General features: G+C 56.2%; 18 protein-coding genes and 1 other annotated feature. Of the genes, 8 read left to right on the forward strand and 10 right to left on the reverse strand.

The features are described 5' to 3' along the window. Positions 1 to 46 precede the first annotated feature (46 nt). Positions 47 to 2,335 carry a CotH kinase family protein gene (locus DI14_RS04490; RefSeq protein WP_034805774.1) on the reverse strand — a complete coding sequence of 763 codons (2,289 nt, stop codon included), beginning with the start codon at positions 2,333 to 2,335 and terminating at the stop codon, positions 47 to 49. A 116-nt stretch (positions 2,336 to 2,451) separates the two neighbouring features. On the opposite strand from DI14_RS04490, the gene DI14_RS04495 reads away from it, so the two are divergent. After that, positions 2,452 to 3,192: a polyphosphate polymerase domain-containing protein gene (locus DI14_RS04495; RefSeq protein ID WP_034805776.1), complete on the forward strand. Its 741-nt coding sequence runs from the start codon at positions 2,452 to 2,454 to the stop codon at positions 3,190 to 3,192. Continuing rightward, positions 3,189 to 3,881, forward strand: a complete 693-nt coding sequence (locus DI14_RS04500) for a DUF4956 domain-containing protein (protein ID WP_034805779.1) — start codon at positions 3,189 to 3,191, stop codon at positions 3,879 to 3,881. Before DI14_RS04495 ends, DI14_RS04500 begins: the two co-directional genes overlap by 4 nt. 38 nt (positions 3,882 to 3,919) lie before the next feature. Here DI14_RS04500 and DI14_RS04505 read toward each other — a convergent pair whose 3' ends face one another. Further along, positions 3,920 to 6,604, reverse strand: coding sequence for a S8 family peptidase (locus tag DI14_RS04505; RefSeq protein WP_051622568.1), 2,685 nt, complete (start codon positions 6,602 to 6,604; stop codon positions 3,920 to 3,922). 173 nt (positions 6,605 to 6,777) lie between these two features. Continuing rightward, positions 6,778 to 7,009, forward strand: a binding site (T-box leader). Between the two features lie 54 nt (positions 7,010 to 7,063). Between DI14_RS04505 and trpE the strand changes: the two genes are divergently transcribed. Next, positions 7,064 to 8,395 carry an anthranilate synthase component I gene (gene trpE / locus DI14_RS04510; protein ID WP_034805782.1) on the forward strand — a complete coding sequence of 444 codons (1,332 nt, stop codon included), beginning with the start codon at positions 7,064 to 7,066 and terminating at the stop codon, positions 8,393 to 8,395. Continuing rightward, entirely contained in the window at positions 8,392 to 8,967 is a 576-nt protein-coding gene (locus DI14_RS04515; RefSeq protein ID WP_034805785.1) for an aminodeoxychorismate/anthranilate synthase component II, read from the forward strand. Before trpE ends, DI14_RS04515 begins: the two co-directional genes overlap by 4 nt. 227 nt (positions 8,968 to 9,194) lie before the next feature. On the opposite strand, the gene DI14_RS04520 is transcribed toward DI14_RS04515, so the two are convergent. Genes DI14_RS04520 through DI14_RS04540 form a run of 5 tightly spaced genes read right to left on the reverse strand, consistent with a single transcriptional unit; the run spans position 9,195 to position 13,751 of the window. Beyond that, complete coding sequence (locus DI14_RS04520; protein ID WP_034805788.1) at positions 9,195 to 9,890, reverse strand: bifunctional nitric oxide dioxygenase/dihydropteridine reductase 2; 696 nt, start codon at positions 9,888 to 9,890, stop codon at positions 9,195 to 9,197. Positions 9,891 to 9,910: 20 nt separating this feature from the next. After that, entirely contained in the window at positions 9,911 to 10,663 is a 753-nt protein-coding gene (locus DI14_RS04525) for an ABC transporter ATP-binding protein (RefSeq protein ID WP_034805791.1), read from the reverse strand. After that, a complete protein-coding gene (locus tag DI14_RS04530) occupies positions 10,660 to 11,736 on the reverse strand; it encodes an iron chelate uptake ABC transporter family permease subunit (RefSeq protein ID WP_034805793.1) in 1,077 nt (358 codons plus the stop codon). The genes DI14_RS04525 and DI14_RS04530 overlap by 4 nt, the downstream gene beginning before the upstream one ends. Beyond that, positions 11,733 to 12,725, reverse strand: a complete 993-nt coding sequence (locus DI14_RS04535) for an ABC transporter permease (protein WP_369792700.1) — start codon at positions 12,723 to 12,725, stop codon at positions 11,733 to 11,735. The genes DI14_RS04530 and DI14_RS04535 overlap by 4 nt, the downstream gene beginning before the upstream one ends. Positions 12,726 to 12,749: 24 nt before the next feature. Continuing rightward, a complete protein-coding gene (locus tag DI14_RS04540; RefSeq protein ID WP_034805799.1) occupies positions 12,750 to 13,751 on the reverse strand; it encodes a siderophore ABC transporter substrate-binding protein in 1,002 nt (333 codons plus the stop codon). 316 nt (positions 13,752 to 14,067) lie between these two features. On the opposite strand from DI14_RS04540, the gene DI14_RS04545 reads away from it, so the two are divergent. Genes DI14_RS04545 through DI14_RS04560 form a run of 4 tightly spaced genes read left to right on the forward strand, consistent with a single transcriptional unit; the run spans position 14,068 to position 15,612 of the window. Continuing rightward, complete coding sequence (locus DI14_RS04545; RefSeq protein WP_034805803.1) at positions 14,068 to 14,589, forward strand: TetR/AcrR family transcriptional regulator; 522 nt, start codon at positions 14,068 to 14,070, stop codon at positions 14,587 to 14,589. A 1-nt stretch (position 14,590) separates the two neighbouring features. Beyond that, the gene (locus DI14_RS04550) at positions 14,591 to 14,899 is read left to right on the forward strand and encodes a multidrug efflux SMR transporter (RefSeq protein WP_034805806.1); all 309 of its coding nucleotides are present in this window, start codon (positions 14,591 to 14,593) and stop codon (positions 14,897 to 14,899) included. An 11-nt stretch (positions 14,900 to 14,910) separates the two neighbouring features. Then, complete coding sequence (locus tag DI14_RS04555; RefSeq protein WP_034805809.1) at positions 14,911 to 15,246, forward strand: multidrug efflux SMR transporter; 336 nt, start codon at positions 14,911 to 14,913, stop codon at positions 15,244 to 15,246. Between the two features lie 24 nt (positions 15,247 to 15,270). Continuing rightward, a complete protein-coding gene (locus DI14_RS04560; protein ID WP_034805812.1) occupies positions 15,271 to 15,612 on the forward strand; it encodes a DUF4440 domain-containing protein in 342 nt (113 codons plus the stop codon). Between the two features lie 33 nt (positions 15,613 to 15,645). On the opposite strand, the gene DI14_RS04565 is transcribed toward DI14_RS04560, so the two are convergent. The 3 genes from DI14_RS04565 to DI14_RS04575 all read right to left on the reverse strand — a co-directional run. Beyond that, positions 15,646 to 16,008: a VOC family protein gene (locus DI14_RS04565; protein ID WP_034805815.1), complete on the reverse strand. Its 363-nt coding sequence runs from the start codon at positions 16,006 to 16,008 to the stop codon at positions 15,646 to 15,648. Further along, on the reverse strand, positions 16,005 to 16,778 hold the full coding sequence (gene fetB / locus DI14_RS04570) for an iron export ABC transporter permease subunit FetB (RefSeq protein WP_034805818.1): 774 nt from the start codon (positions 16,776 to 16,778) through the stop codon (positions 16,005 to 16,007). Before fetB ends, DI14_RS04565 begins: the two co-directional genes overlap by 4 nt. Further along, a partial coding sequence (locus tag DI14_RS04575; protein WP_034805829.1) for an ATP-binding cassette domain-containing protein occupies positions 16,775 to 17,156 on the reverse strand: 382 nt, incomplete at its 5' end. The genes DI14_RS04575 and fetB, both read right to left, overlap by 4 nt.

A 17,156-nucleotide genomic window follows, 5' to 3' on the forward strand; every position in this document is an offset into this window, starting at 1 on the left:
ACGCCTCCTCACACGTCAAGAGACCGGTGTTGCCACCGGCCTCTCGTCATTCGGTCCCGAAACGTGCTTGCAGTTGCTCTCGGATGACGGCCGGACGCCTCTCGGCGAACTGACGCATCTCGGCGAGCTCGGCCTCCCACGCGTCGACGGACGGGATGTTCCCCCAGCGCGCGATTTGCCGCGGCATCTCCGGTGCGACCGTGCTCGCGACCTCGTCCAGTTTCGACGTCATCGCCTCCGGTGTGAACGGCCCGGCGAGCAGCTCGTTGAAGATTTCAACGAAACGCTCCCGTCCTTCCGTGCTCGCCATGAGCGAGCGGAACAGCGCGTGCTCCGGCCCAGGACCGGTCAAGTAGGCGAACATGTCGTAATTGATGCTCTCCTCGAGCGGCAAACGTCCGGCGAAGCCTTGGTCGAGGTCGAAGACGACCCAGCGCCAACGCCCATCGTGCCCGTAGACGTCATCGTCCGTCAGCTCCGTCGCCTTGCGCCAGACGATGTAGTTGTTGAACATGCTGTCGAGGTTGCCGTAGAACGCCTGATAGGCGACGTACTCCAAGAAGTTGTCGACGTCCATCTGCCGTTCGAGTTCTGTGAACTTGTCGGATTCATTCAAGTCGTTCGTCTCGGCAAAGCGGACCATCTCCCGGTAATGAATCAAATCGGCGTCTTGCCCTGTCTCGATGACGAAGCCGTCCGGCATGTCTTGGTCCGCCTCGAGGATGGCGAGCTCGGTCTCGTCGATATCGTATTTGATTTCGAAATAGTCGGGTGAATACAGCTCGCGCAAGTTATGAAGTCCCCAATACTCCCCGTTCACGAGGACGATCGTCGGCTGATAGTCTTGGAAGTCGAGCGGACGGTCGGCGAGGAGCTCCTGCATGAACGCGTCCCGGAGCATCGCCCCTTGCCAGTCGTTCCCGGCATTGCGGAGGAGCAGTCGGTTGAACTCCGTCTCGTCGTTCCCGGGGAAGAACGGGTGGTAGAAGCGGCTCTGCCCGTACTCGCTCCGCGCGTACAGGCGAAGACTCTTTTGCGCGAGACCGCGCGAGAAGCCGCCATGGATGCGTATGCCGATGTCTTGGCCGAAGACGTGCTCGCCGCCTTCGAAGTAATCGAGGTGGGCCGGTCGCTCCCACTCCCGCCCCGTCTCGAAGAAGTTGCCGCGCCCGATCTCGAGCGGGCCGTCCGGGACGTCCCCCGGCGTATAGATGCCGATTTTCTCATCGAACAAGTTCCTCGCATCGGTCGTCAGCGAGACGACGGGAAGGTTCGACGTGAACAAGTCCGCGTCGAGCAAATACGTCCGCGTCGAAAGCGCGCTCGTCGCCCCGTCCTTCACGCTAATCGCGCGGATGACGAGGGCACGTTCGGCCGCCCCCCGTTCGAACGTCGGCGGGGTACGGTTCGTCGCCGTCCGATTGTTCGATAAGACGGGCACGTCCGCGGTGAGCGACGGGTCGAGCGTGATCGGGCTCATGTAGCGGGTCGACTCGGGTGTCGGGTCACTCCCGTCTGTCGTATAGAAGATGTCGGCCCCGTCCGTCGCCTCGAGCGAGAGCGTCGTCCCGGGTGCGATGATGCCGCTGTCAACCGAGAACGTTGGTCGGTCCGGCAACCGTTCGAAGTCGCGGTCGGCGACTTGCTCGGCGATCCCGTCGAGACTCGAATAGTCGTGCGTCGCGTTCCCCGTCACGTACAGCCGTTCCGAGATGTCGAGATTCTCGAGCGGCGAGAAGTCGGCGATGCGGTTGTCCCGCAGATTGACGTTGACGAGTCCCGTCAGGCCTTGGAGCGGTCCAATCGATTCGATGGCGTTGCCACGGACGTTCAGATGCGTCACGTTCGGGGTCTGTTCGAGCGCCTCGAGCGAGGTGACATCGTTGTCACGCATGTTGAGCGTCGTGAGCGTCTCGGAAGCCGGTAAGAACGACAGGTCGCTCACGTCGTTCCCTTCTAAATTGAGCGTCTCGAGCGTGTCCGGGAGTTCCGGTACGTCCGTCAGTCGGTTGAAGCTCAAGTCGACCACTTTCAAATGAGGTAAGTTGGCGAGCTCCGACACGTCGGTCAGCCGGTTGCCGGACAGGTCGAGCGTCTCGAGCGACTGGAAATGTTCGAGCCCGGTCAAGTCGGTCAACTGATAGCCGGACAAGTCGAGCGCGGTGACGCCTCGGACCTTGTTCTGGTTGAACGAGCCGACCGGGATGTTCAACTCCTCGGCAAGCGCGGCCTCGAACGCCGCCCCGGCCGTCGCGTTCTCTTCGGCGATGAAGTACATGCCGCCCCACGTCCCGGCGAGCACGGCGGCCAGCAATCCGACTTTTAATACCTTCATATGATATGAGCCTCCCGACGTCGATGTCTATTTGCGATTCGTGTGCTGTAACAGTATACTTGAATTCTAACACACCTTAACAAATATTTAATAATCCCTAATGAAGGAGAGACACCGTGGCCCAAGAGATATTCAAGCGATACGAGATCAAGTATTTAATCCCATTTGCGAAGTACCTTGAGCTCCGTGAGCTCATCCTCCCGTATATGCATTACGACACGTACGGCAACCCTGAAGGGAAATATAACATCGTCAGCCTCTATTTCGACTCGAACGACAAGTCGATCTATTACGAGACGCGCAACAAGCTGCCGTTCCGCCAGAAATTGCGCCTGCGCGTGTACGACCAGGCCGACCTCGGCAGCGCCTCGTTCATCGAGGTGAAACAGAAGTTCAAGAACGTCGTCAACAAGCGCCGGACGATTCTCCCGCTCCACCAGGCGTACGACATCCTGCGCGACCCGAACAAGCCGCTCGAGACGGTCGAGGCGTCGAACCCGCAAATTTTGAAAGAGGCGCTCCACTTCCAGCACTTGTACGACTTAAAACCGAACACGGTCGTCAGCTATGACCGCCAAGCGTTCTCCGGGACGTTCGAGAAAGACCTCCGCGTCACGTTCGACTACAACCTCATGTGCCGAAACGACGACCTACGAATCGAACACGGGCCAGAAGGGCATCACTTCATCGACCCCGGGCTTGTCGTCCTCGAGGTGAAAGTGTCCGAGGTCGTCCCGTTCTGGCTCGCCCGCATCTTGTCGGACCTCGAATGCAACAAACAGAGCGTCTCAAAGTTCTGTACGAGCGTCGAATTGTTGGAACACGAAAACTCAAGCGAAGGTAGGATTTTGTCATGACCGATTTCTTTAACGAAGTACGCCAGCTCGCCGATGTCACCTCGCGCCTCACCGTGCTCGAGGCGGCCGCGGCGATCTTCCTCAGTTTCATCTTGACGCTTTGCATCGCCTATCTGTATAAACGGACCCATACCGGCGCCCGTTATTCGCAGTCGTTCGTCCAGACGATCATCATCATGGGTGTCACCGTATCGGTCATTATGATCGTCATCGGCAACAACGTCGCCGTCGCTTTCGGACTCGTCGGGGCGTTCTCGATTATCCGCTTCCGGAGCGCGATGAGCGATCCGAAAGACATCGCCTTCATCTTCTTCGGCATGGCGGCCGGCATCTCGTGCGGCCTCGGCTTCTACATACTCGCCATCCTGTTCACCGTGTCGCTGTCGGTCATCATTCTCCTGTTGTATACGTTCGACTTCGGTCGCGGCGGCTCGGACAAGAAGCGGCTGTCGATCACGGTACCGGAGAACTTGCATGACGAGACGGCGTTTGACGGGGTGCTGTCGGCGCACTACAAGTATTACGCGCTCCGTTCGATCGAGACGACGAACCTCGGCACGATGATCCAGCTCGTCTATATCGTCCAAAACAAAGACGGCGTCAAAGACAAACAGATTATCGACGAGCTCCGCAAGATGAACGGCAACTTGAAAGTGTCCGTCAACTATTTGAATACGGAAATCTTCTGACACGTCAAAACCGGCCCTCCTAAGGAGAGCCGGTTGTTTTATTTGACGATGACCGTCGTGATCTTGCTGACTTTTTTCGTCACATCTTCCACATGGACCGACAAGCGCTCGCCTTTTTTCAAGGAGCGCGTTTTCGCCGTGTACGTGCCAGCGAGCGTCACTTTCGACTTGCCGATGACGCGTTTCTGTGCGTCACGGACGACGACCGTCATGCCGGCTTGGGCTTTCCCTGTCACGTGTTTCGCGTTCGCACGCGGTGCCGTGACACTTGGTGCGTTCGGACGGAGCCCTTTCGCGACCGTGATGCGCTCGCCTGTGAAGAGCGAACCGTTCGTATACGTCACACGGAGCACGGTGCCCGGTTTTTGTGGCGAGAGCGACATCGTCACGTTTCCGTTTCGAGCCGTTCCCCAACCGATACGTTTTGTTCCGTTATAGACGTTGACGACCGTTCCTGGTTTCGCGGCGACCGTGAACACTGGCGCGTTGTCGAACACGCGACCTGGCTTCGGCGCGATTTGAAGCATCGACTCAGCGCGATAGACGTTCACTTTCCCATATCCGCTGACGACGTCATAGTACGGGAGGAGCGGCACCTTCAATTCGTCGAGCACTTGCTGCATCCCGTCATACATGCGCGGGTCTCTCGGCGCGTCGCCACCTGTGAAGGCGAGTGGTTCAGCCGAACGGCGAAGGATTGAGCGAGCACCTTCGACCGTCATCCGTGGGTGCTGTGATACGAGAAGTGCAACTGTCGCGGCGACGTGTGGTGTCGCCATGCTCGTCCCGTCCATATAGACGACGTTACCATCCGGTACGAGACTCGCGACTTTCGATCCCGGTGCTACGACGTCGACGTTAATGCCGAAGTTTGAATAGTCGCTGACGAGACCGAACGTGTTCGTCGCGCCGACCGAGATCGTATACTTCGATGAGGCCGGATACGAGACGAGTGACTGCCCGTCGTTCCCTGTCGCGGCGACGATGATGACGCCGCGGTCATGGGCATACTTCAGCATGTAACCGATCGTCCGGCTCTCTGAACCACCGAGGCTCATGTTGATGACTTTCGCCCCTGCATCAACAGCGTACTTGATACCGAGTGCGATTTGGTCCGTTTCCCCAGAACCCCATGAATCGAGTACTTTGACCGGCAAGATTGAGACGTTCGGCATTATGCCGCGCATCGATGTGCCGTTGTTTTGCGTAGCTGCAATGACGCCGGCGACGTGTGTACCGTGACCGTGATCATCGATCGCATCGCCTTCCCCGTTCGGGTCGACGAAGTTTTTGCCGTTCGCGACATCGACTTTTCCTTTCAAGTCGAGGAGTCGGTGGTCGACCCCGGTATCGAGTACGGCGACTTTGACAGTACGGGCTTTCAGTTTAAGTGCCTCATACTTGTCGAGCCCGATGCCCGCATCCGCGAACGGCTTCAAAATGGAACGGCTGTTGACCGACCATTGATAGCTGTACGTCGGGTCGGCCATGAACGCGGAGTATTTCTCGATTGGCTCGATATACTCGACGTTCGGGTCGCTCTCGAGCATCGTCTGGGCGGACGCTTGCGTCTTCGCTGACGCCGCCTCGACGTCGACGAGGGCGAAGTGGTCGCCCGATGCCCCGATTGACAGACGCTCGGCCGAGACGTCACGCAACGCGTTCATCTTGCCGATCGATTGGCTCGGTGACGCCTTATATTTGACGATATAGCGCGGCGCGTCCGAGACGTTCACCGTGATGCCGATGCGGTCGAACACGTCCGTGATCGGTGTCCCGGCGAGTTCGTCCATTCCGACGCTGCCTGCGACCGAGGCGATGTCCGCCTTCAAGCCTTCCGGCACGCTCTGGTTGACGAGGGCGTGCATCCGGTTGATCGCCGTCGCTTCTTTTGATGAGACCGTATGCTGTTTCCGGTCGACGAGCGCCGTCAAGAGCGGTTTCAACGTCATGAGGTCTTGATAGGCCGCTTGACGTTTCGCCTTGTCGAACGTGACCGCCTTGACGATATACGGCGAGGCGCGGTAGTAAAGTGCCGCGAGTTCACGCCCTTGTTCCGACTGGTTGAGGACACCGGTCTGGACGTGGCGAATCAACTCGAGCATCGTCTTTTTATCGTTCGCTGACATGAAGATCGTTTCGACGGCGCACATGTCGCCGCCTTGTTGCTCATACTTCACCGGCAGTTTGACCGGGTTGTAGACGAGCTCGATCTCCGAGGCGAACTCGGACAAGTCCGGCTCGCCCGGCGGTTCTTCTGATTCTTCCCCTTCTTCAAGCGAGAAGCTCTCTTCCGGCGGGTACATGTCCGGCATCTCCATCGGCATATACTCGACTTTCACATAGTACGGTCCTTCCCAAGCGTACGGAAGGTTGATTGTCGCTTTCCCGTCCTCTTTCGAGGCGCTCGCCCGATACGGGTAGAACGTCTCGTCCTTCGCGCCCATGTCCGCACTCGGATAGACCGAGATATGAGCGAGCTTCGTCGCTTCCATGACGATTTGCATATGCGTCATGTCACTCGGTCCGTTCCGTTCTAGCTTGAACCAGTATGTATTGACCGGTTCGACGCCCGTCGTGAACGTGACGGCCTTCCCGGCCTCGAGCCGTGTCGCCTGCTTCATGCCGGCCCCGGCATCGGCGTGGATGCGTGGCGGGACGAGCGAGACGACGAGTAGGACCGCGAGCAATGTCGCAACGGTCCGTTGCACCATTCGTTTCATCTTGTTTCCCTCTTTTCCAAGTATTAGGTGAATCACCTTGGATATAGTATACGGGATATGACAGAAAATGTTTCAATTGTGTTACGAAAAGATTTCATCTTGATTTCGGAATTTTGAACACCAGCGTATTGACAAGTCGTCCCGCGCCCGGTAAAGTGACGATAACATCATACGAACTCGCGATGAGAAAGAAGAGTAGCGCGAAGGGACGTCTCCAGAAAGCCGGTGGTCGATGCGAACCGGTGACGTGTCTTGCGTGAATGGGCTTTTGAGCGTTCAGACCGATATGTAGGCTCTGACGGGTCCTCCCGTTACCGAGGACAGCGAATGATCGTTCGCGATGAGTGGAGAGACACGTCGTCTCTCAACGAAGGTGGCAACACGGGGAATCTCCTCGTCCTTCATGTCCGTTTGGGCATGTCGGGCGAGGAGATTTTTTATCTTAAGGAGGTCAATCTTATGGAACAACGAATCATCAATGGCGACGAACTGACACCGGTGGCCATCTTCCACCGTCTAGCAGGTGAACGGAAAGTATTGCTCGAAAGCCGCGCCGAAGGCAAGCACGGCCGCTACTCGATTGTCGCAGCGAATCCGGTCGAGACGATTCGTGTCGACGGGACGAGCATTTCGGACGCGAACGGAACGATTGAGACGAACAATCCGCTCGCCCACTTGTCCACGCTCATCACCCGTGACGTCCCGGACGCCCCGTACCCGTTCATCGGCGGCGCCATCGGCTATATCGGTTATGACATGCAACGTGTCTATGAACCGATCCCGAACACGCCGAGCGAGACGCGCGGCTTGCCGGACGCGTTGTTCCAGCGTTACGAGACGGTCGTCTTGTATGACCACCTCGAGGAACAGGTCATCTTGATCGACACCGGCGACACGGACGCGACGGAACGGCTCGACGAGATTCAGCGTCAACTCGAGACGGCGCAGACGCACACGCTCGAACCGGTCGTCCGGACGAGCGAGCGCATCTTGACCGAGAAGGATGAGTTCATCGAACGCGTCTTGAAGGCGAAAGAGGCGATTCTCGCCGGCGAGGTGTTCCAACTCGTCTTATCGCAACGAATCGACGCGACGTTCACCGGCGACCCGTTCCACTTTTACCGGACGCTCCGGAAGCAGAACCCGAGCCCGTATTTGTTCTATATCGACCTCGGGGAAGCGATCGTCCTCGGCGCCTCCCCGGAGAGCCTCGTCCAAGTGAGCGGGAGCCGGGTGACGACGAACCCGATCGCCGGCACACGCCCGCGCGGCAAGACGGTCGAGGAAGACGTCCGTCACGGCGAGTCGCTCCTCGCCGACGAAAAAGAACTCGCCGAGCACCGGATGCTCCTTGACCTCGGGCGAAACGATATCGGCCGCGTCGCCAAGGTCGGCACGGTCACGATCCCGAAACAGGTCGAGCTCGAACGGTTCAAAAACGTCATGCACCTCGTCTCCGAGGTCGAAGGCGAGCTGCGGGACGACTTGAATCCGATTGACGCCCTGCGCGCCTGTCTTCCGGCCGGCACCGTGTCCGGGGCGCCGAAGATTCGGGCGATGCAGCTCATCGACGAGCTCGAGACGGTGAAACGCGAAGTGTACGCCGGGGCGATTGGGTATCTCGATGTCCGCGGCGGGTTCGACTTCGCCCTCGCCATCCGGACGATGGTCGTGCAAGGCGACACGGCCCATGTCCAAGCCGGTGCCGGAATCGTCTATGACTCAGACCCGGTGTCGGAATATGAAGAGACGCTGCATAAGGCCAAATCCCTGTTGGAGGTGTTCGCATGATTTTACTCATCGACAACTACGACTCGTTCACGTATAACGTCTATCAGGACGTCGCCCGGTTCAGTGACGTCATCGTCGTCCGAAACGACGAACTCTCGGTCGAGGCGATTCGTGACCTCAATCCATCCGGCATCATCATCTCCCCTGGCCCCGGCGGCCCGCAGGACGCCGGTGTCTCGCTCGACGTCGTAAGGGAGCTGTCCGGGGTGATTCCGATACTCGGTGTCTGTCTCGGCCATCAAGTCATCGCCGAGGCGTTCGGTGGGACGGTCGGCCGAGCAAATCAAGTCATGCATGGGAAAACGTCACGCATTTTGACGATCCCGTCCGTCTTATTCGATGGCGATCCGCTCGATGTCATGCGCTATCACTCACTCGTCGTCCAAGCGACGGATCTCATCGTGACCGCTCGTACGGAAGACGGTGTCATCATGGCACTCGAGCATCCCGAGCATCCGACGTACGGCGTCCAGTTCCACCCTGAGTCAATCGGGACACCCGAGGGACGGGACTTGTTCGAGCGGTTTGTTAAAGAATGCGTGAAAAGACCGGGGCACGTGTCCCCGGTCTGAGTTTAGAGCCTCTCTGATTGTGCATTACGTAGACCACATTTAAATGTAAGTCATAAATGGCTAAACATAGTCATCTAACATGTAAATGAATATGTTTAGCGCTCAAAACTTAGATATAAACTAGTTAGAGGTTGGTTAAACATAGTCAAACAACGATAAAATGACTATGTTTATCTGAATCGTAATAGAATTCTACCTACTTCAGAAGTAGGAATTTTGTTACCGAATCACGCTAAAAAATCATCCATTTGAAAGTCATGCTTATCGAGCACGATCTGTTCGCGCGCAATGCCCCGCTCACATAGCGTCGCAATCGTCTCACGCAAAAAGTCATCGCTTCCGACGACGTAATATAGTCCGTCTAAATCCTGCGCGAGCGTCTTGACCGCCTCGTGATAACGAACGCGACTGTCGACGAAATCAGCCGTGAACGTATCGGTCGATGTGAAGATATCTTGAAATAGATAGTTCGCCGACGAGTCGACGTTCAACGAATGGAGGTGCGGGACCCCTTCCCCGTCCGTCAAATAGTCGAGGACGAGCGGACGGAACGTCGCGAGCCCGACACCGGCCGACAACAAATAGACGTTCTTCCCAACACGCTTTAACGGCACATTCGAATACGTCTTGAAGATGGCGACGTTCTCACCGAGCGCCATTTCCCGGAGAATCGATTTGAACTCGGAACATTCTTTTTTGATACGCGTCGTGATGCCAATCACGCCTTCTCGCGGCAACGTCGAGATGGACATGTGGCGAATCAGACTCCGGTTCGGTCGCTCTTCTTTGTTGAACCCTTCGAGCGCGAAATGCGTGTGCGCCCCTTCCTCCCACGTGAAGCCGTCCGGCCGTTCGAGTCGGAACGTGTATGTACCAGCCGCTTCTTCGATGACCTCTAAAATCGGTGTCCAGTAAATCTGCATCGTCGTCACTTCCTTCTATATTAGTAGACCGCGATCGGTCCGTACGGGCCTTGGATGACCTCGAGCTTCGTCTCAAAGATGTCGGACAGGATGTCCCCGTTCATAATCTCGTCGACCGTCCCGAAGGCGGCGATCTGTCCGTCTTTCATCGCACAGATGCGGTCCGAATATTTGGCCGCGAAGTTGATATCATGGAGCACGGTGACAATCGTCCGACCGAACTCGTCGGCGACGTGACGTAAGTATCCCATCATCTGTACCGAGCGGGCGATGTCCAAATTGTTGAGCGGCTCGTCGAGGAGGACATATTCCGTCTCCTGACAGAGCACCATCGCGACGTACGCCCGTTGGCGCTGGCCGCCTGACAGTTCGTCGAGGTAGCGGTGCTCGAGATGCGTCAAATCAAGAAAGTCGATATATTTCGAGATGATCGCCTCATCTTCTTTCGTCAACCGCCCCTTCGAGTACGGGAAACGACCGAACCCGGCGAGTTGGCGCACGGTCAGGCGCGTCACGAAATGATTCTCTTGCCGGAGGATCGTAATGATTTTCGCCAAATCTTTCGATTTCGCGCTCGACACGTCCATCCCTGCGACTTGGATTTGACCTTCATCCAAGTCGAGCAACCGGCCGATCATCATGAGCGTCGTCGATTTCCCAGCCCCGTTCGGTCCAATCAACGACGTGAATCCAGCTTTCGGAATGTCGAGATTGATCGGTCCGATTTGGACGTCATCCGAATACGATTTTTGTACTTGTTCAAGTTGAATCATAGCGACCTCTTCCTTAAAATCACCGCTAAGAAAATCACGCCGCCGAACAGTTCGATGATGACGGACACGACACTCGGTGTATTGAGAATGTGATACATAAAGAAATACGCGCTCGTCAGAACGAAGAAGCCAAGCGCGAACGCCAGCGGAAACACGTACTTATGATCGTACGTCGCTGCCACTTGATAACTGAGCGTCGCCACCAAGAATCCGAAGAACGTCAACGGTCCAATCAGCGCCGTCGATACCGACATGAGGAGCGAGATTAAGACGAGCGTAAAGATGACGCTCCGGCGATGGTTCACCCCGAATGATGTCGCCACGTCTTTTCCAAGTGCGACGACGTTCAAGCGATTGGAGAAGCTATACAACAACGTCCCGACGACAATCACGATTGGGATGACAATCGGGAAGTAGGCGGCATCGGCATGCATCACCGACCCGAACAGACGGGCCTGCAGGACGTCGAACTCGGACGGCGCGAGCATGCGGCGCATGAACGAGGACACCGAGTTCAAGCCGGTCCCGATGATAATGCCGATGAGAAGCATGAGTTGCAGATTGCCATATTTCCCTGACAAGAGCCAGCCATACAAGAGCAGACTCATGAGCACCATGAGGCCCACTTGGGTCAAAAAGGCACCGGTTCCCGAAAAACCGATTAACGCCCCTGCACCGAAGAAGAAGATCATGCTCGTCTGAATCGTCGAGTAGAGCGCGTCGAACCCGAGCAACGATGGCGTGATGATCCGGTTGTTCGTCACCGAATGGAACGCGACCGTCGCCATGCTTTGACAGAGCGCGGCGATCGCCATCGTGATGACGGCGACGACCCGACGCTCGACGACCGGGATGAACGACGGTGAGTCGAACGGGACCGGATTGTTGTAGACGAGCAACCCGAACGCACAGAGCAATCCCCCGACGACAAAGAACGTCAAGAACAGCCAATAACGGCGCTGTTCTCGTTTCGAACGGAACGCCGTCGCACACCGTTCTTCCGTATGCACGGATCGACCATCGACATCATACGCTTCCCGTTGTTTTGTCTTCTCTTCAATCAGTGTGCTCATCGTACCCCTCCCGTCTTCCGTTGTCTCATGAGAATCGCGATGAACACAATTGATCCGACCGTCCCGAGAATGAGTGATACCGGCAATTCGAACGGCATGATGATCGTCCGCGAAATCAAATCGCTGACGAGGACCGTTCCCATCCCGATGACGCACACCCACGGCAAGTTGCTGCGCAGGTCATCCCCGCGAAACATCGAGACGATGTTTGGAACGATCAGTCCGAGAAACGGCAGATTGCCGATGACCGTCGCCACGACCCCGACCGTGAGTGCAATCAGTCCCGTCGCAATCAAGATGAGGCGGTTGTAGTTGACGCCGAGGCTCGTCGCGATGTCTTCTCCGAGTCCAGCGAGCGTCAAGCGATTCGCGAGGATGAAGATGAAGAACGTGACGAGGATGATAAGCCACAAGTATTCATAACGTCCGACCTGCACCGATGCGAACGACCCGACGAACCAACCTTCGATCGTCTGGCTCGCTTGAAAGAATAGACCGAGAAACGTCGACACGGCCGAGACGACCGCCCCGAGCATGAGTCCGATAATCGGGACAATCAACGACGATCGAAGTTTGACCGAGCGCAGAAACCAGAAGAAGACCATCGTTCCGATGAACGAAAAGACGATTGCCCCCGTCATCCGCATCATGAGCGTCGGAGCCGGGACGAGCAGATACACAGCGAGCAGGCCGAGTCCCGCCCATTCGAGTGTCCCGGTCGTCGTCGCTTCGACGAGACGGTTTTGCGTGATCAGTTGCATGACCAGTCCCGACATCGCCATGGCGGCACCGGTCAACATGATTGCAATCGTACGCGGGACGCGGGTGATCCAAAACATGTCCGACCCACCTTCTTGACGAATGTCATAGACGCCGGTCACGAGCGAAAGGCCCGCCAATATGAACACTACAAGCATTGCTACGATAAAGGACTTCGTCCATATGTTAGAAAAGGAGGGCTGAGACAATGTCTCAACCCTTGCTGTCATTGGTTTTTGCACAACGTGACTCCCTTACTTCGAAAGCGCGGCTGCGATGTCGTTAAATAGTTCAGAATAAGTTTGAATCGACTCGTTGATGTACGTATCGTTTGGCGCATACACGATTTTTTCGTCTGTCACGGCTTTCGTTTTTTGGAGTGCCGGTGCGTTATCAATCACGTCCGCTGCAGGTACAGCGTCTTCTATACTTGTAATCGCCGCATCACGGTCGAGGACGAGCAACCAATCCGGGTCACTCTCAGCAATCGCTTCAACCGATACCTCATCCCCTTGGTGGTCACCTGTCGTTTTCGCTACTTCGAGGGCAGGTGTCCAGTCAAAGATGTCATACATCGGTCCGAAGACACGACCTGTGTTCGGCGCCGAGAATCCGATATCGCCGCCTGAAACGATGACTGACATCACCTTGTCTTCACTATCGTATGCTTCTTTCACACTGTCGATCGATGCTTCGAAGCTCGCGATGAGCTCATCTGCTTCCGTTTCTTTTTCAAAGATTTGACCGAGTGAACGCGTCGTCGTCTCAAAACCTTCCACCAAGATTTCTCCTGGCGTACCCGCATCTTCGGGGAGCTCGATGTCCAAGTTGATGACGGCCGCTTCCGGGACCAATTTTTTAATGTCTTCGTAGTAGTCAGCGAATCGTTGTCCGACGATGACGACATCCGGATCCACGCCAGCAATCGCTTCTAAGTTCGGCTCATTGTGCATCCCAACGTCTACGATGTCTTTATCGTTTTTATAAGGCAAGTCCGCTGGAATCAATCCGATTGGTGCCGCGACTAAGTCGATGCCCCAATCTGAGAGCGTCTCGAACGTTCGGTTGTCGAGCGCGACGACCTTCTCCGGGTTGACAGGCACATCGATTGTTCCATGTGCGTCCGTGATTTCAACTGTCTTCGGTGCCGTCTCCGCTTCCGCGCTTCCTGCGTCTTTCGTCTCATCCGTGCTACCGCATGCGGCAAGTACGAAGATGAGTACTGTCAACATGAGTGACACTTTCAATTTCCCCATTCCGTCCATCTCCTTATGTATTTAGTTTGAATGACAATCGTCTCAACTCGAACGTGTCTACGTCTTCTGTTCTATGTATGGACGCTTCTACGGACTCATTCTCATTGATAATGTTTATCATTGTCGTTTTCATTGAGAAGCATAACAAACAAAAAAAGGATGTGCAATGCTAAATTGTCAAAAAGGGACTGGGAATATTTTTCTTTCCTTATACGCAAAAAAATCATTCATGTATGAGTAATCGGTTCGACAAGACAATTCAAACTTGATATATTAACTTTACTGACCGTTCAGTAAAGTTAATGAGGTGAACATGATGAACAAAAAACAATTACTGCTCGAGACGGCCGCCCAGATGATTCGGGAGGACGGCATTCAACAGCTATCGCTCGAGCGGCTCGCCGCGCGTGTCGGCATCACAAAAGCCGGTGTACTCTACCACTTCGAGACGAAAGACAATTTGCTCCGCCAAATGAACGAGCTCGCCATCACCGAGTTCGAGACACGGATCCATCATCATATGACGGACGGACCGTACCCGTTCACACGAGCTTACGCCCAGGCGACACTCGACTATCTGGACGCGGCACGAATCGGCCTGAGCGCCGTCTTCATCTCGTCGCAAGAAGATGCCAGCGGTGTTATCTGGAACGAGGCGGCACGCCGATGGGATGAACGCTTTCTTGCCGACGGGACCGACCCGCGCGTACTCGAACTTCGGCTGTTATGTGACGGGTTCTGGTTCGCGTTGACGTACGGCTATAGCGACGCCTTCAAGGACGAGGCCGCCCGGCTCATCCTCCAAAAGTGTGACGCGCTCGAACAGGCAGGTGGCTAAGATGGGCTTCCTCTATCTCGCCGGAGCGATCATCTCTGAAGTGTTCGGCTCGAGCATGCTCAAGCTCAACGCGACGTCGTCGACCCGTCTCCCGATCATCGGGGTCGCGCTCGGCTATGTGACGGCGTTTTATTTGCTGTCGCTCGCCCTCCTGTCGATCCCGCTCAGCTTCGCCTATGCGTTTTGGAGCGGGGTCGGCACGGCCGCGACGGCGCTCATCGGCTTCCTCGTCTTCAACGAGCAAGTCCGCAAACAGACCGTCGCCGGCATCGGACTCGTCATCGTCGGGCTCGTGTTGATGAAAGTATAGGAGGGACACGGATGAAAGGATATGTATTCTTACTGTTCTCGATTGCGTTCGAGGTGCTCGGGACCTCGATGCTGAAGCTGTCGGACGGGTTCACACAACTCGTTCCGAGCATGATTCTGCTCGCAAGTTTCGCCGTCTCGTTCACGCTCATGGGCATCGTCTTGAAGACGATTCCGCTCAGCATCGCCTACAGCGTCTGGGCCGGCCTCGGCACGGTCGCGACGGGGCTGATTGGCGTGTTCGTCTACGGCGAGGTGTTGTCGACGTTGAACAGTATCGGACTCATTGTCATCGTGCTCGGTGTCATCGTCATGAATTTCGGGAAAACGAATACGGTACACGGTTGACGTTTTTTCGGAAGGAGTGACGCGATGCTTGCCCCATTGATTGAAGAGAAAGAACGACTGTTGTTGACGAAGGAAGTGCGGACGTCGCCGGAGCGGTTACGAGAGCTGTTGACCGAAGATTTCTTTGAGATCGGCAGCTCCGGACGCCTCCTCTACAAAGAAGAGGACACGAACACGATGGACCTCGGCGACATCGACGTCTCGCTCACCGACTTCAACCTCGAAGTCATCCGCGACGACGTTGTCCTCGCCACGTATCGGACCGAGAACCGTGCGACCGGAAACGTTGCGCTTCGCAGCTCGATTTGGGTACGGATTGACGGAACGTGGAAAATGAAGTTTCATCAAGGAACACCCATTCCATAAAACAAAGGAGCACCCGCGATGGGTGCTCCTTTGTCATATCGCTTGAATCATCTCGACACGATTGCCGAACGGGTCACGGAACTCGAACCGGTCAAAACCCGGAATCGGGATGCCTTCGATTCGGTCAATCCCTTCCGCTTCCAACCGTCGTCCCCATGCCTCCAAATCCGTAACGGCATAGGCGACGTGGGCTTTCGTTCGGGAGCGGTCGACGCTGTCCTCTGCGCCGACGTGGACGCTCTGGTCACCGAGTTTGAGCCAAAATCCGCCGCGTCCTCGTAGCGACGCGGGCTTTTCCATCTCTTCTAACCTTAGCAAATCGCAATAGAAGGCCCGGGCCCGCGCTTCTTCTCCAGTCGGGATTGTGATTTGTACGTGATGGATACCTAGAATCATGTTGCTTTCCCCTTTCGATACGTCAAGCCGACGAACTGCAGCTTCTGATTGAACAGGCGCGGATACGCGAGATAGCCGACCATGACGGCCGAGATCGTCGCCGTCGTCAAGATGAGGAACAAGATGAGGAGTTGATACAATACCGCCTCCATCGGGTCGGCTCCGCCGATGATGAGCCCGCTCATCATGCCCGGCAGTTGGACGAGCCCCATCGTCTTTTGCGCCTCGACCGTCGGAATCATGCTCGTGTGGATGGCGTTCTTCAAGCTCCGGTCAATCGCCGTCTTCGGCGCCCCGCCCATCGACAAAATGAGTTCAATCACCTCGTCACTCCGCTCGACCTCGTCTTTGAACTTGTTCAAGAACAGGAGCGACAACACCATACAGTTGCCGATGACCATGCCGCTAATCGGGATGACCTTGTCCGGCTCGAACGGGATGATGCCGAGCCCGAGCATAAGCCCCATCGTCAGCGCCTCGACCGTGACGAGCGTGAGGACGATCATCCACGTGATGCCTGGGATGCCGTCCCCTTTTTTGATGATGTTCTGTGTCGCCGCTCCGATCATGAGAAGGATCATGAAGAGCATGAACATCGGGTTGTCGCTCTCGAAGACGAACGTCAAGATGTAGCCAATCACCAACAGTTGGATGATGGAACGCACCGTCGCGATGACGATGTCACGTTCGAGCCCGAGCTTGAGATAGAGCGCCAGTCCGAGCGGGATGGCGACAAAGATGAGCGACGTCAACAGTTCGACGAACGTCATAGCTCTTCCCCCCTCACGAACCGCCCGATCATCGGATTGTCCGACTCGTCGATGAACGAGGCGTCCCCGAACTCGATCAACTCGCCGTTCCGTAAAAACCACATGTCGTCACTGACGCGCCGCGCTTGATCCAAGTCATGGGTGATCCAGATGACGGTGACCCCATATTCGCGCTGCAGGCGGACGATGAGCCGTTCAATCTCTTTCACCGTCCGATAGTCGAGGCTCGCCGTGATCTCATCTAACAGGAGCACGTCCGGTTTGTTGACGAGCGTCCGAGCGATGGCGACGCGGCTCCGTTCCCCGCCCGACAGCGTCTTGACGGGCTTGTCGAGCATCCGTTCGCCCAAGTCGACAGCTTTTGACACTCCCACGGCT

This window comes from Exiguobacterium sp. AB2, from assembly GCF_000696055.1.
Classification (GTDB): Bacteria; Bacillota; Bacilli; order Exiguobacteriales; family Exiguobacteriaceae; genus Exiguobacterium; species Exiguobacterium alkaliphilum.

Bases quoted from the DNA above. Each gene is read 5' to 3' on its own strand.
- DI14_RS04490 (WP_034805774.1), bottom strand. From the start codon at position 2,335: ATGAAGGTATTAAAAGTCGGATTGCTGGCCGCCGTGCTCGCCGGGACG.
- DI14_RS04500 (WP_034805779.1), top strand. From the start codon at position 3,189: ATGACCGATTTCTTTAACGAAGTACGCCAGCTCGCCGATGTCACCTCG.
- DI14_RS04505 (WP_051622568.1), bottom strand. From the start codon at position 6,604: ATGAAACGAATGGTGCAACGGACCGTTGCGACATTGCTCGCGGTCCTA.
- trpE (WP_034805782.1), top strand. From the start codon at position 7,064: ATGGAACAACGAATCATCAATGGCGACGAACTGACACCGGTGGCCATC.
- DI14_RS04515 (WP_034805785.1), top strand. From the start codon at position 8,392: ATGATTTTACTCATCGACAACTACGACTCGTTCACGTATAACGTCTAT.
- DI14_RS04520 (WP_034805788.1), bottom strand. From the start codon at position 9,890: ATGCAGATTTACTGGACACCGATTTTAGAGGTCATCGAAGAAGCGGCT.
- DI14_RS04525 (WP_034805791.1), bottom strand. From the start codon at position 10,663: ATGATTCAACTTGAACAAGTACAAAAATCGTATTCGGATGACGTCCAA.
- DI14_RS04530 (WP_034805793.1), bottom strand. From the start codon at position 11,736: ATGAGCACACTGATTGAAGAGAAGACAAAACAACGGGAAGCGTATGAT.
- DI14_RS04535 (WP_369792700.1), bottom strand. From the start codon at position 12,725: ATGACAGCAAGGGTTGAGACATTGTCTCAGCCCTCCTTTTCTAACATA.
- DI14_RS04540 (WP_034805799.1), bottom strand. From the start codon at position 13,751: ATGGGGAAATTGAAAGTGTCACTCATGTTGACAGTACTCATCTTCGTA.
- DI14_RS04545 (WP_034805803.1), top strand. From the start codon at position 14,068: ATGAACAAAAAACAATTACTGCTCGAGACGGCCGCCCAGATGATTCGG.
- DI14_RS04550 (WP_034805806.1), top strand. From the start codon at position 14,591: ATGGGCTTCCTCTATCTCGCCGGAGCGATCATCTCTGAAGTGTTCGGC.
- DI14_RS04555 (WP_034805809.1), top strand. From the start codon at position 14,911: ATGAAAGGATATGTATTCTTACTGTTCTCGATTGCGTTCGAGGTGCTC.
- DI14_RS04560 (WP_034805812.1), top strand. From the start codon at position 15,271: ATGCTTGCCCCATTGATTGAAGAGAAAGAACGACTGTTGTTGACGAAG.
- DI14_RS04565 (WP_034805815.1), bottom strand. From the start codon at position 16,008: ATGATTCTAGGTATCCATCACGTACAAATCACAATCCCGACTGGAGAA.
- fetB (WP_034805818.1), bottom strand. From the start codon at position 16,778: ATGACGTTCGTCGAACTGTTGACGTCGCTCATCTTTGTCGCCATCCCG.